This is a genomic window from Burkholderia lata (assembly GCF_902499335.1).
GTDB classification, from domain to species: Bacteria; Pseudomonadota; Gammaproteobacteria; order Burkholderiales; family Burkholderiaceae; genus Burkholderia; species Burkholderia lata_B.
This window is the reverse complement of record NZ_CABVQK010000002.1, coordinates 354,945-367,940: the sequence shown is the minus strand read 5'-3', so window position 1 is coordinate 367,940 and position 12,996 is coordinate 354,945. Positions and strand designations below refer to the sequence as shown.

Here is a 12,996-nt window from a genome sequence, read left to right as displayed (position 1 = left end):
CTCTGTTCTTTTCCCGCCGCGTCTAGAACTTCATCCCGACGCCCACGCCGACGATCAGCGGATCGATGTGCAGCGTGCCGATGCCCTTGTCGCCGAGCGTCGCATCGGTGCTCATCCAGATCTTCTTCACGTCGACGTTCATGAAGACCTTCTTCGTCACCTGCACGTCCACGCCGAACTGCAGCGCGGGGCCGAAGCTGCTCTTGTTGATCGACACGCCCTGCCCGCCGACGTTGAGCCCGTTGTTGTAGAAGTACGTGTAGTTCACCCCCGCGCCGACATACGGACGCACCTTGCCGGCATGGTTGAAGTGATACTGCAGCAGCAGCGTCGGCGGCAGCACGCCCACGCCGCCGAGATTGCCGAGGCTCGACGTCAGCTGGTGCCGCGACGTGCCGAGAATCAGTTCGACGCCCAGGTAGTCGCGGATCATGTACGTGAAGTCGAGCTCGGGCACGATCGCGTTGTTCACGCCGACGTTCAGCGCACCCAGCGTGTCGCTCGCGCGTTCGTTCGGCTGGATGCTGATCGCGCGCAGCCGGACCAGGACGTCGCCCTGGTTGATGCCGTCGCCCGGCGAGGCCGCGTGCGACAGCGAAGGCATCGCGGCGAAAGCGGCTGCAACGGCGGCAGCGGTGACACAAGTTCGAATCGTTTGATGCATGGTACGGACCCCCAAAGAATGGTTTCCATTCTCCCAGTAGGGTCTTTTCTTCATCTTGATATCCGTCAAGCCAGCGTAAACGTGGGACGGTTTGCCGCAGGCTCGGTCGCACAGCCCGTCAGCAGCAGGTCGAGCAGATCGCGCACGCTGCGGATCGCACGGCCGAACGGCAACGCTTCACGGCCGCGGAAGAACAGCCCGTTCGCGACGTCGCCGCGCAATGCGGCCGCGAGCCGCGTGTCGATGCAGAAATGGCCGAACTTCTCGATGCCGTCGCGCAAGCCGCATACGCTCAGGCATTCGAGCGCGGTCGGGCAGCGCTGCTTCAGCGCGCCGAGCTTGGTGCGGATGCGCGTCTCGTTGCGCAGGTAACGATCGAGCCACGGCGTCTTCACCGCGCGTGCGGGCAGCCCCGTCACGCTGACGAATTCGACGATGTCCTCGGGCGTCGCGTCGGCCAGCACGCGCTTGAAGTGCGGATGCGCATCGCCCTCTTCCGTCACCGCGAACGGCGTCCCCACCTGCACGCCGTTCGCGCCGGCTTCGAACGCCGCGCGCACCGTGTCGTGACTGTTGATCCCGCCCGCAACGATCAGCGGGATCGTTTCACGCGCGAGGCCGAGCGACGCCATCACCTGGGCGGTCTCGTCGAGCACGCGCGCGAAATCGAAGCGACCGTCGTGCATGTCGTCGATCTGCGTGACGCCGAGATGGCCGCCCGCATGCGCCGGATGCTCGATCACGATCGCGTCGGGCAGGCGCCCCTTCTTCATCCACTTCTTCAGCACGAGCGCGATCCCGCGGCTGTCCGACAGGATCGGAATCAGCGCGATGTCGTGTCCTTGCGTGAGATCGGGCAGGTCGAGCGGCAGGCCCGCGCCCATCACGATCGCATCCGCGCCCTCGTCGCACGCGACCCGCACGTAGTCCGCATGCGCGCTCACGGCCTTCATCACGTTGACCGCGATCATCCCGCGCCCTTCGCTGTAGGTCTTCGCGAGACGGATCTCGCGTGCGAGCGCCTCGAGGTTCGCGGCTTCGAGCGTCGCGCGATCGGGTTGCGCGCGGCAACGCGCGAGCAGGTCCGCATGATGGTGGCGCAGGTCGATGCTCGCGATCGTGCCGACCGCGCCTTCGCGCGCGACGCTGCCCGCCAGCCGGTGCGCGGAAATGCCGACGCCCATGCCGCCCTGCACGACAGGCAACAAGGTGCGGCCGCGGATCGTCAGCGGCGGAAAGGAAGTGCGTACGGTCATCTGAAACCTCGTCGGAACATCGGAACCGCGATGATCGACGATCCACCGACGCGCACCTTGACGGCCGTCAATAAAAAAACGGCACGCGAGCGTGCCGTTTCCGGTTCAGGCCGTGAGAAACGCTCAGGCCGGCTTCGCGGGCTTGAGCTGCATCGACTTGTACTCGAGATATTCTTCGAGCCCGTACACGCCGTTCTCGCGGCCGTGACCCGACTGCTTGTAGCCGCCGAACGGCGCGGCCATGTTCCACGTGCCGCCGTTGATGTCGACCTGCCCGGTGCGGATGCGGCGCGCGACGCCCATCGCGCGTTCGTCGCTGCCGGCCCACACCGCGCCGCCGAGCCCGTACGGCGAATCGTTCGCGATCCGCACGGCCTCGTCTTCATCGCGATACGTGATGATCGACAGCACCGGCCCGAAGATTTCTTCCTGCGCGATCGTCGATTTCGGATCGACTCGGCCGAACACGGTCGGCTTCACGAAGAAGCCCTTATCCAGCCCTTCCGGCAGGCCCGTGCCGCCCGTGACAAGCTCCGCGCCTTCGTCGATCCCGCGCTGGATGTAGTCCTGCACACGCTGCTGCTGCACCGCCGACGCAAGCGCGCCGAGGCGCGTCGCGTCCTGCCGCGGATCGCCGGCGACGTAGGTTTCCGCCGCCGCCTTCGCGATCGCGCGCGCCTCGTCGTAGCGCGCTTCCGGCACCAGCATGCGCGTGTGCGCCGAGCAGGTCTGCCCCGCGTTCAGGTAGCACGCGTTGACCGTGCCCTTCACCGCCGTCGCGAAATCGGCATCGTCGAGGATCACCGAGGCCGACTTGCCGCCCAGCTCGAGCGCGACGCGCTTGACACCCGCGGCCGCCAGCTCGGCCACGCGCTTGCCGGCACGCGTCGAGCCCGTGAACGACACCATGTCGACGTCCGGATCGGTGGCCAGCACCTCGCCGACCACCGGGCCATAGCCGCACACGAGGTTGAACACGCCGGCCGGCAACCCGGCTTCGTGAATTGCCTCGGCGAGCATGAACGCGTTGAGCGGCGCGACTTCGGACGGCTTCAGGACGACCGTGCAGCCGGCCGCGAGCGCCGGTGCGACCTTCAGCGTGACCTGGTTGAGCGGATAGTTCCACGGCGTGATCGCCGCGACGACGCCGACCGGCTCGCGCACGACCAGCGAGTTGCCGACCTGTGCCTCGAATTCGAACGACTCGGCGAGCTTCGCGTACGCCTTCCAGTTGTAGATCGGGCCGCCGACCTGGATCGCGCGCGACAGCTTGATCGGCATCCCGACTTCGCCGGTGATCGACTGCGCGAGTTCCTCGCTGCGCGCCTGCAGATGCTCGACGATCTTGCGCAGGTAGCCCGCGCGCGTCGCGGGCGGCGTGGCCGCCCAGGCGTCGAAGGCTGCGCGCGCCGCGCGGATCGCGTCCTGCGCGTCGGACGCGACGCCTTCCGGAATCCGGCCGATCACGGCTTCGGTGCCCGAGTCGATCACGTCGATCGTGCCGGTGCCGGCCGGTTTGCGCCACGCGCCGTCGATATAGAACTGGTCGTAGATTTTCATCGCTTTCCGCCTCCAGGAAAGCCGACATTCTAGCGAGCGTTTCGGTCTGCCGGTGTGACGATTGACAGCCATTAGAAAGGTCTTTAGCCTCGGCGCCTCATTCATCATAAGAAAGGAGAATGCCTTGAGCATCCTGACCAAAATCGAGGGCGGCTATCTTCAGGTACTGCGCGTGATCGTGCTGTTGTTCGCGACCGCAGTCCTGATCGGCGGGGTCATATTCAGCGCGGTCGCACTCGACGCGCGCCTGTCGAAACCGCCGAAGGTCGATTCGGCCATCCAGGTCGATCCTGCATCGTTCGCGTGGGAGAACGATGCACCCGCCAAGGCCACGCCGGCCGCCGACGGCGCGGCAGCGAAGGACGACAACGCGTCGCCCGCGCTGCGCCTGTCGACGCGACTGTCGGGCATCGTGCAGAAGCACGGCCGGGCGGCCCTGGCGCCGGACTACGCGGTCGATCGCGACGCTTACGAGCCGTCGTTCCAGCGCGTGCTCGGCGAAGACGACCATCCGGACGTCGCGTACTACGAGCAGCAGATCGCGTATCTCGACAAGGTGCTGTCGCGCGCGGACGTCGCGGCCAGCGTCAAGAAGAAGGTCACCGGCCACGGCGACGAATATGCGCGCGAGCAGGCGTACACCAACGTCGTGTCGGCGGTCATGCGCGACTTCTCCGAGCGCTACGACGCACGCCGGACCGCGATCGACAACGAGAAGAAGGCCGCGGAGGAAACCGCTGCCGAGAACGGCCAGACCGCGCGCTACGCGGGCGTTGCCGCGCTCGTCGCGCTGTATTCGTTCGTGTCGCTCGCCGTGCTGATCATCCTGATCCGCGTCGAACGCAGCATCCGCTCGATCGCGCGCGCCACGCACACGCCGACCTGATCGCGCTCGTCCGCAGCCCGCGCGCCGGGCTGCGGCGGGCCCGCGAACGGGCCTCCTTCGCGGCGCCAGCGGCCGGTTCCCGGCCGCCTCTTCGCGCGCGGCTCCTCACGCGTTCGCGCACTTTCCGTTCCCGCCGCACCCTCACTCCGCCGTCGACCGTCCACGCCGGCGCAGCGTCCGCTTCGCCGCCGCCATGTCAGCATCCGCCCGGGTGCGCGGCCGGGCCCGCATCGTGCTATGTTTTTATTATCGGCACCGGCCCATTGCAACCGGCGCCGCCCGGAATCGACGTATTTCGTGAGCGCTGCCATGTCCGACGCATCCCATACCCTCGGCTCGCAAGACCGCCTCGAGCTGCTTTGCTGGCTCACCTGCGGCAACCTCGGCGCGTTTTACCTCAACGAATCGTGGCCGGACGCCACGTTCCATGTCCAGGCCGCACACCGCTGGCTCGACCGTCATCACCGTCAGGCCGACTGGCTCGTGATCGCCAGGCTCGCGGCGCTCGCGCAGGACATCGCGAAGCGGCATGCCGGGTTCGTCGATGCGTCGTGGGCGCGCGACGCGGTCGAGGAAATCGTCGATACCGACGATCTCGACTATCGGGCGAAACTCGTGCAATGGGTCTATGAAGACTGCTGCAAGGCGCTCGCCGACAAGCGGCTGGCCGACTGAGTCCATGCGTGCGGGCCGCGGCATCGCGCGGCCGCCCGTCTTTTCGTCGATGTCCGCGTGGCAGCCGCGATAATCGACCGGCACGGTACGCTTCGCACCGCACCCCGCACCGCCACGCGCCGAGAAACCTACAGCAGCGACTTCGCCTGCGTCAGCACCTTGTCGCAGATCTGCTTGGTCACCTGCTGCTTCAGGCCGCCGCCGCTCAGGTCGAGCTTGCTGCCGTTGCCGGCATCGAGGATCCCGCTTGCGCCGCTGGAATAGCCGCTGTCGGACGACGCGTTGCCGCCCAGCTTGCCCATCAGCGCGTCCTTCACCGACGACGCGCCGCCGGACGCCCCGCCGAGATAGTTGTTCTGGATGCAGAACTGCAGCAGGCCCGCGACGTTGCCGGTGCTGCCCGGCATCAGCGACGAACCGCCACCGCCCGTCAACGCGCCGCCGAGGCCCCCGAGGTTGCCGAGCGCACCGCCCGCGCTGCCGCCTGAATCGCCACCGCCGCCGACCTGCTTCAGGACATCGCCCAGCTGCGCATGCGCCACCGAAAACGGCGCGAGCAATCCGATCAGCGCGCCGGCAACGGTCGCGCGGTATAGACGTGCATTCATGTAAAGCCTCCCGGTTGTGACTGCATGAGTACCGTGAATCGAATTCAAGGATACTCAATCAACCCGGGCATGACAGCCCCTGCGCCGCCGACAAACGCACGCGGCGGCCCGATTTCTCGACAATTTGACAAAGCTTGACGTAACGCACCGACTCACCGGTCCATCGCTCGCGCGACAAACATCGCAACCTGCCGCACGGTGCCGGCACGTGCGCTGCTATGCGTCCGCCGCACGCGCTCCCCGCCACGAAGCGGCGACCGAAACGAGCGCCAGCATCACGCCGATCGACGCGAACGGCATGGCCGGATGCAGCTCGTACAGCATTGCGCCGACCAGTGGCCCGATCACCATGCTGAGCCCCTGGGCCATCGACATCGCGCCCGCGCATGCAGCCTGCTCGTGCGGCGCCACCCGTGCGCTCGCCAGCGCCGCCACGGCCGGAAACGCCGCGCCCATCCCGCATGCGGCGACGAGATAGCTCGCACACAGCGCCAGCGGCTGGCCGGCCTCGGCCATCAGCACCGACGCGAATCCGGCGCCGCCCGCGAGCGCGCCCCAGCGCAGCCACCGTGCCGGTGCAACCGACCGGAAACGCCCGACCAGCGCCTGCGTCACGATCAGCCCGAGGCCCGCGCTGCCGAGCGCATACCCGGTCGCGAGCGGCGCGGCCTGCGCGCTCACGCCCAAGCGGTCGATCACGTAAAACCCGAGTGCGCTGTTCGCGATCATCACGGCGCTGTAAAGCGCCAGCGCGCTGAACCAGGGCAGCCGCAGGCGCGGCTCGGTCGGCTTCAGGCGAGGCGGTGCCTGCCGCACCGCCCCCTCGCGGCCGTCGCGCCGGCCGCGCAACCCGGCCAGTCCGGCGAGCGGCAACACCGCGAACACGGCCAACGCAAGCGTCATGTCGTACCCGGCGATCCAGCCCGCCAGCGGCGGCGCGATCACCATCCCGACGGCGCCTGCGGCACCGAACCGGGCGATTGCCGCCGCGCGTCCCGTCACGGCCGTGCGGTCCGCGATCCACGCGGTCGCGGCGACCGGCAAGCCCGCGTAGCAACCGCCCATTGCCGCACGCGTGACGAGCAGCGCGACGAAGCCGATCCAGACGGCCGGCACGGCCGTGCCGCCATCGCACAGCGCCCAGCCGACGTACGCCGTCAGCAGCAGCGAACTCGCGACGAAGCCGCCGATCGCCGCGCGCATGGCCGGCAGCCGGCCGCGCAGATCCGCGACTCGCGCCCAGCGCGGTGAGGCCAGCATCCACACGAGCCCGACGATGCCGATGATCGCGCCGACGTGCAGCGGTTCAAGGTGCATGCGCCGGGCCATCGGGCCGGCGATCGTGACGAACGCGTAGGTTCCCGCGACCATCGCGAAGTTCGCGAGCAGCAGCGGCAAAAAGGACGCGCCGGCATCGGCCGGCGGGTTCAGGGTGTCAGCGGAAGGAGTCGACATGATTCGTTCGTAGTGGAGAAATGAAGGGGGCCGGCCGGTACCGGCCACGGTCAGCCCGCTCGCGCGAGCAGGCGGTTTCGTGCATGCAGCAACGCATCCGCGGTCGCCTCCCAGCCGATGCACGGATCGGTCACCGAGCAGCCGTAGCGCAGCGCGCCGCCAAACGGCTGCGCGCCCGTCTCGATGAAGCTTTCGAGCATCACGCCGCGAATCGCGTCGTCGCCCGCGCGCATCTGCTCGACGACGTCGTCGAGCACGGCCAGTTGCCGCATCGCCTGCTTGCCGCAATTCGCGTGCGAGCAATCGATCAGCACGTTCGCGGGCAAGCGGCTGGCCCGCAGCACATCCGCCGCGGCCGCGACCGACGCGGCGTCGTAGTTCGGTCCATGCCGGCCGCCGCGCAGCACGAGGTGCGCGTGCGGATTACCGGCGCTGTGCAGCAGCGCGGGACGGCCGGCCCCGTCGATCCCGATGAACGTGTGCGGCCGCATGCTGGCCAGCATCGCGTGAGCCGCGACGTCGATCTGGCCGTCCGTCCCGTTCTTGAAACCGACCGGCATCGGCAGACCCGACGCCATCTCGCGATGGATCTGCGACTCGGTCGTGCGGGCACCGACCGCCACCCAGCTCACCAGGTCGCCCAGATAGTGCGGCGTCATCACGTCGAGCGCTTCGGTCGCGGCCGGCAACCCGATCGCGTTGATGTCGGCGAGCAGTTGCCGTGCGGTGCGCAGGCCGTCCTCGATGCGATGGCTGCCGTCGAGCCCCGGATCGTTGATCAGCCCCTTCCATCCGACCGTCGTGCGAGGCTTCTCGAAGTAAACACGCATGACGACGCAGAACGTGTCCCGCACCTCGTGCGCGAGCGCGGCAAGCCGCCGCGCGTAGTCGAGCGCCGCGCCGGGATCGTGGACCGAGCATGGGCCGACGATGACGATCCGGCGCGCATCGCGCCGCTCGAGGATCGCGCGCAGCTGCGCGCGCCCCGCGTCGACGGTCGCCCGCGCGGCGAACGAGGCCGGTAGGTCGCGGCGCAGTGCTTCGGGTGACGGCAGCGGCGCGCCGACGCGCAGCCGCTCGTCATGACGCGGCTGCGCAAATGCGCCTGCCGCGCCCTGTTCGGTACAGGCAGTGAGATGTTTCATGGCCAGGGTTCCGGAAACCGTTTGTGCGTCACACGCCGAGCGTCGCGCCGCCGTCCACGCACAGCGTGTGCAACGTCACGTGACGCGACGTGTCGGACAGCAGGAACAGCACGGCTTCGGCGATATCGTCGGGGGCCGCGATGCGGCCGAGCGGAATGCCGTTCCGGTAGGTGTCGAGCGCCCCCGCAATGACCGTTGCCGGGCCTTCGGGGCCCTGCCAGAGCTGGCGCTGCATCGGCGTGTCGGTCGATCCCGGCGCGACGATGTTGCAGCGAATGCCGTGCGCGGCCAGTTCGAGGCCGAGGCAACGGGTGAACTGATGAGCCGCCGCCTTCGATGCCGCGTAGGCCGCCATCTGCGTGCGCGGCACGAGCGCCGCATTCGACCCGACGGTCACGATGGCGCCCGCCCGGCGCGCGGCCATGAGCGGCGCGACCGCGCGCGACAGATGAAACACGCCGTCGGCATTGACCGCGAAGCAATGCGCCCAGTCGTCGTCCGTCAGCGATGCCGCGCTTGAAAGCCGCAGCACGCCGGCGACGTTGGCGAGCATGCCGATCGGACCGACGGATGATTCCACCCGTTCGACGGCCGCCTGCACCGCGCGCGCGTCGGCGACGTCGACCGCGAACGCGTGCACGCGTCCCGCCGCCGGCGGGCTGTCGGCGATCGTGCGCGCCAGCGTGTCGCCATCCATGTCGAAGGCGGCCACGTCCACGCCGTGCGCGGCGAGCATGCGGACGACCGCGGCGCCGATTCCGCGCGCCGCACCGGTTACGACGGCGATACCCGCCGGGAATGTCAGGTTCGTAGTGCTTTTCATCGATTCGAATTCCGTGATTGAAGATCCTGGCCCGCCTCTGCGGCGAGCCGTTCGGTCAGGACAGCGCCGATCGCCGCCATCGGTTCGGGGTCCGACATGCCGTCGTGCGAGCAGTCGAGCGCATGGCAGGTCAGCGTCCCGTGCGGCCGATGCGCATGCCAGCTCTCGGGCGTCGGCATGCCCGGCCGCTTGCGGGTCGCGTTGAAGAGCAGCAGTTCGCCGTCGTAGCGCGGCGTGGATGTCGCACGAAACAGGCGCATCTGCCGCAGCGTCGCGGCGACGAGCGCATCGAGGCCTGCGCCGCCGAGCGCCGCGAACGGGCTGTTCGCGCGAAGCAGGCGTTGACGCAGCACGGTGTCGGACAGGTCGGCCGTATCGAAGTCGCCGTTGACGGTCAGCAGGATCCGCAGCGCGTCGCCGCAGGCCGGCATCGGCTGCGCGGTCCATGCCGACGACGGGTAGCTGTCCATCAGCGCGAGCGTGCCGACGGCCGCGCCGTCGCGCGCCAGCGCCGCCGCGACGCCGTAAGCCAGCGCGCCGCCGAGCGACCAGCCCAGCAGGTGATACGGCCCGTCGGGCTGCAATGCCCGTACGCGCCGCACATAGGACCGCACGAGCGCGTCGAAATCGGCCGCGTCGCACGTGTCGTCGACCGACAGCTGCAACCCGTCGATCGTCGCATCGGGCAGATAGGCCGCGAGCCGCAGGTAGCTCCACGCGAGGCCGTCGGCCGGATGGATGCAGATGAGCCGCGGCGCGGCGTCCGACGCCGACTGGATCGCCAGGTGCGGCGCAAATCCGTTGCGCTCGGTGCGCGGCCGGTACGCCAGCGGCGTGCGCAATGCAGCCGTCAGCATCGCGATCGTCGGATGCCGGAACAGCATCGAGACGGGCACGTCGCGCCCGAGTTCCGCCGCCAGCCTTGCGCTCGCCTGCATCGCCTGCAGCGACTTGCCGCCGAGGTCGAAGAAATTGGCGTCCGGGGTCAGCGCGACATCGCCGAGCACGTTCCGCCATACAGCCATTACCTGCCGCTCGAGCACGCCGGCGCGCGGATCGTCGGCCGCCTCGTCGCGCCGCGCATCGACCCGCTGCAGCGCGTTGCGATCGATCTTGCCGTTCGCGTTGCGCGGCAGCCGTTCGAGCACGTGCCAGCGGTCCGGAATCGCCGCTGCCGGCAGCCGCAGCGCCAGTTGCGCCCGCAACGCGGCAGGCTCGGCCGGCCCGGCGACGAATGCCGAGAGCGTCACCGTGCCTGCGCCGCTGCGCGAGGCGACGACCGCCGCCTCGCGCACGTCCGGTTCGCACAGCAGTGCGTCCTCGATCCCGCGCGGATCGATACGCACGCCGCTGATCTTCACTTCGTGATCGATCCGGCCGTCGAAATACAGCCGGCCGTCGCGCAGCGTCGCGAGATCGCCGGTGCGGTACGCACGCTGCCCGCCGCGCGGCAACGTGACGAAGCGTTCCGCCGTCAGCGCCGGATTGCCGGCATACGCGAGCGCCAGCCCGTCGCCGCACAGCACCAGTTCTCCGGTGCGCCCCGCAGCGACCGGGTACGCGCGCTCGTCGACGATGCACGCATCGACGCCCGCACGCGGCGTGCCGATCGGCACCGGCTCGCCTTCCTGCCAGACCGCCTGCGGACCGCCGATGCACGCTGCAGTCGCGATGATCGTCGCTTCGGTCGGTCCGTAGGTATTGAGCAGCACCGCGTCCGGCAGGTGTGCGCGCCAGCGCCGGATCCGCTCCGGCAACGCGGCCTCGCCGCCGATGATCGTCAGGCGCACGCGGTCGAGCCGCCGTGCATGACGCGCGTCGAGCGCATGCGCGAGCACGTGCCAGTAGGCAGTCGGCAGATCGAGCACGGTAATGCCGCGCCGCTCGACCTCGGCGGTAAACGTATCGACCGAATCGAGCATCGCATCGTCCCGCAGCACGAGCGTCGCGCCATGGCACAGCGTCGCGAAGATCTCCTCGAAGCTCGCGTCGAAATGCAACGGTGCGAACTGCAGCACGCGATCGCCCGGCCCGATGCGATACAGGTCGCGCGTGCTCGCAACGAACTGGCCGAGCGCGCCGCGTCCGGTCAGCACACCGTTCGGGCGGCCGGTCGACCCCGACGTGTACAGCAGATACGCGGGCAGCGCGTCCGGCACCGGTTCGTCGCCGGCCGGCGCGGGTTGCGTCGTCGGCACGCGCGCCGCATCGAGATCGAGCACCGGGCATGCGCCCGCGCATGCGTGGTGCGCGCCGCGCGTGATGACGATCGCGGGCGCCGCGTCCTCGCGCATTGCGGCCGTGCGTTGTGGCGGCCCGTCCGGGTCGAGCGGCACGATGACGGCGCCGAGCTTCAGTACGGCCAGCATCGCCGCGATCACGTCCGGCGCGCGCGGCGCCGCGAGCGCGACGCGTGTCTGCTGTGTCACGCCACGCCGGACGAGCTCGTCCGCCAGCGCCGCGGTTTCGGCGAGCAACGTGCGATAGTCGACGCGACACTCGCCGGCTTCGATCGCCGTGTTCGCAGGTGCGCCGCGCGCCGCGCGTTCGATCAGCGCGATCACGTCGTCGTGCGGCCCGGGCAGCGGCGCGCCGCGCATGATCGATGGCGGCGGCAGGTCGTCGATCAGCCGCGCGACCGGTTCGTCCGCCTCGCAGGCGGCGAACGTGTCGAGCCACTCCACGAAGCTTTGCGCGTACGCCGCAAGCGTGTCGGCGTCGTACGCGTTCGGATTGGCCTCGAGCGTCAGATGCCACGCGCCGCCACGCACGGCGAGCGTCACGTTCAGATCCTTCACCGGCCCGCCGCTCACCGCGTGCATATCGCTCGCCAGCCCGCGAAACGCGACCTGCCGCTCGAACGGCATCACGTTGACGGCCTGGTTGAACAGGAACACGTTGCGCTCGAGCAGGCCCAGATCGCCGCGAATCCAGCCGTACCGGTAGTAAAGATGCGGCCGGATCGCGCGCAGCTGCTCCGAGCAGGCGCGCGCGAGATCGCGCGGCGAATGGCCCGCGTCGACATGCACACGAAACGGCACGATGTTCATCGCCATGCAGGGCACACCGAGGGCCGCCGTGCCGAGCCGGTTCATCACCGGCAGCCCGAGCGTCAGGTCGCGCTGCCCGCCCTGTCTTGCCAGCCAGATCCCGGTCGCGCACAACAGCCACGCGTTCCAGTCGACGCCCGCGTGCGCCGCGGCGCCCCTGAGCCGGGCCAGCCGGGCGCCGTCGACCACGCGCGTGGCCCGCGCCGCTTCAGGGGCCACGTCCTGCTTCGGCGCGAGCGTGAGCGGCGCGGGCATGTCGCGCAGGTATGCGCTCCAGAATGCACGATCGGCATCGAAGCCGCCGTTCGCGCGATAACGCGCCTCGGCTTCGACGACGCGATCCACGCGCCAATCGGGCAGCTCCGGCACGGGCACTTGGCCGACCCGCGCGTTGTAGCGCGCCGCGACGGCTTGCTGCAGCAGCCCGTAGCCGAAGCCGTCCAGCGCGATGTGATGAACCTGCAGATACCACCAGTGCCGCGTCGGCGAGAGCCGCAACAGCATCGTGCGATACAGCGGATCGGACGTGACATCGCAGCACACCGACAGCGCTGCCATCATCCAGTCCCGTGCCGCCTGCTCGGGATCCGCTTGCGTCGACAGGTCCACGAGCGACAATCGCGTGGCCGGTGCGCGGCGACATTGCCAGAGCGTATCGTCGGCCCATGCAAAACGCATGTGCAGCGCATCGGCATGATCGAGCACCGCCTCGACGCTCCCGGTGAGCGCGTCAACGTCGAGCGCGCCGTCAAGTTCGATGATTTCGGCTGTCAGGTAGCCCGGATCGTCGGGATCGACCTGCTGCGCGACCCAGATCCCGTATTGCGCGGATGTCGCGCGTATCGGTTGTTCTTCGAGTTGCATGAATGGAGAT

The 12,996-nt window shown here is 69.2% G+C and carries 10 protein-coding genes; 2 read left to right on the top strand and 8 right to left on the bottom strand.

The genetic code is table 11. From position 1 onward, the window contains the following. Positions 1-22: 22 nt before the first annotated feature. The 3 genes from BCO18175_RS05935 to BCO18175_RS05925 all read right to left on the bottom strand — a co-directional run bounded on the left by BCO18175_RS05935 (position 23) and on the right by BCO18175_RS05925 (position 3,480). A complete protein-coding gene (locus BCO18175_RS05935) occupies positions 23-664 on the bottom strand; it encodes an OmpW/AlkL family protein (protein ID WP_174916929.1) in 642 nt (213 codons plus the stop codon). Between the two features lie 65 nt (positions 665-729). After that, complete coding sequence (locus BCO18175_RS05930; RefSeq protein WP_174979875.1) at positions 730-1,920, bottom strand: NAD(P)H-dependent flavin oxidoreductase; 1,191 nt, start codon at positions 1,918-1,920, stop codon at positions 730-732. Between the two features lie 123 nt (positions 1,921-2,043). After that, entirely contained in the window at positions 2,044-3,480 is a 1,437-nt protein-coding gene (locus tag BCO18175_RS05925) for an aldehyde dehydrogenase family protein (protein WP_174979874.1), read from the bottom strand. Positions 3,481-3,604: 124 nt separating this feature from the next. On the opposite strand from BCO18175_RS05925, the gene BCO18175_RS05920 reads away from it, so the two are divergent. Both BCO18175_RS05920 and BCO18175_RS05915 read left to right on the top strand, forming a co-directional pair. Further along, complete coding sequence (locus tag BCO18175_RS05920) at positions 3,605-4,366, top strand: hypothetical protein (protein WP_174979873.1); 762 nt, start codon at positions 3,605-3,607, stop codon at positions 4,364-4,366. A gap of 309 nt (positions 4,367-4,675) precedes the next feature. Then, positions 4,676-5,041, top strand: a complete 366-nt coding sequence (locus BCO18175_RS05915) for a hypothetical protein (RefSeq protein ID WP_174973081.1) — start codon at positions 4,676-4,678, stop codon at positions 5,039-5,041. A gap of 128 nt (positions 5,042-5,169) precedes the next feature. Here BCO18175_RS05915 and BCO18175_RS05910 read toward each other — a convergent pair whose 3' ends face one another. The 5 genes from BCO18175_RS05910 to BCO18175_RS05890 all read right to left on the bottom strand — a co-directional run bounded on the left by BCO18175_RS05910 (position 5,170) and on the right by BCO18175_RS05890 (position 12,986). After that, positions 5,170-5,649 (bottom strand): DUF2501 domain-containing protein, encoded by a 480-nt coding sequence (locus BCO18175_RS05910; RefSeq protein ID WP_174916934.1) that lies wholly within the window; start codon positions 5,647-5,649, stop codon positions 5,170-5,172. Positions 5,650-5,865: 216 nt separating this feature from the next. Then, a complete protein-coding gene (locus BCO18175_RS05905; protein ID WP_174979872.1) occupies positions 5,866-7,104 on the bottom strand; it encodes an MFS transporter in 1,239 nt (412 codons plus the stop codon). A gap of 50 nt (positions 7,105-7,154) precedes the next feature. After that, the gene (locus tag BCO18175_RS05900) at positions 7,155-8,249 is read right to left on the bottom strand and encodes a 3-deoxy-7-phosphoheptulonate synthase (protein WP_174979871.1); all 1,095 of its coding nucleotides are present in this window, start codon (positions 8,247-8,249) and stop codon (positions 7,155-7,157) included. Between the two features lie 28 nt (positions 8,250-8,277). Next, on the bottom strand, positions 8,278-9,072 hold the full coding sequence (locus tag BCO18175_RS05895; protein ID WP_174979870.1) for a 2,3-dihydro-2,3-dihydroxybenzoate dehydrogenase: 795 nt from the start codon (positions 9,070-9,072) through the stop codon (positions 8,278-8,280). After that, positions 9,069-12,986 carry a non-ribosomal peptide synthetase gene (locus tag BCO18175_RS05890; protein ID WP_174979869.1) on the bottom strand — a complete coding sequence of 1,306 codons (3,918 nt, stop codon included), beginning with the start codon at positions 12,984-12,986 and terminating at the stop codon, positions 9,069-9,071. The genes BCO18175_RS05895 and BCO18175_RS05890 overlap by 4 nt, the downstream gene beginning before the upstream one ends. Between the last annotated feature and the right edge of the window lie 10 nt (positions 12,987-12,996).

What these genes read in the sequence shown, in the direction of transcription:
- BCO18175_RS05890 (WP_174979869.1), bottom strand. Translation starts at nt 12,986, where the DNA reads ATGCAACTCGAAGAACAACCGATACGCGCGACATCCGCGCAATACGGG.
- BCO18175_RS05915 (WP_174973081.1), top strand. Translation starts at nt 4,676, where the DNA reads ATGTCCGACGCATCCCATACCCTCGGCTCGCAAGACCGCCTCGAGCTG.
- BCO18175_RS05910 (WP_174916934.1), bottom strand. Translation starts at nt 5,649, where the DNA reads ATGAATGCACGTCTATACCGCGCGACCGTTGCCGGCGCGCTGATCGGA.
- BCO18175_RS05900 (WP_174979871.1), bottom strand. Translation starts at nt 8,249, where the DNA reads ATGAAACATCTCACTGCCTGTACCGAACAGGGCGCGGCAGGCGCATTT.
- BCO18175_RS05935 (WP_174916929.1), bottom strand. Translation starts at nt 664, where the DNA reads ATGCATCAAACGATTCGAACTTGTGTCACCGCTGCCGCCGTTGCAGCC.
- BCO18175_RS05895 (WP_174979870.1), bottom strand. Translation starts at nt 9,072, where the DNA reads ATGAAAAGCACTACGAACCTGACATTCCCGGCGGGTATCGCCGTCGTA.
- BCO18175_RS05925 (WP_174979874.1), bottom strand. Translation starts at nt 3,480, where the DNA reads ATGAAAATCTACGACCAGTTCTATATCGACGGCGCGTGGCGCAAACCG.
- BCO18175_RS05905 (WP_174979872.1), bottom strand. Translation starts at nt 7,104, where the DNA reads ATGTCGACTCCTTCCGCTGACACCCTGAACCCGCCGGCCGATGCCGGC.
- BCO18175_RS05930 (WP_174979875.1), bottom strand. Translation starts at nt 1,920, where the DNA reads ATGACCGTACGCACTTCCTTTCCGCCGCTGACGATCCGCGGCCGCACC.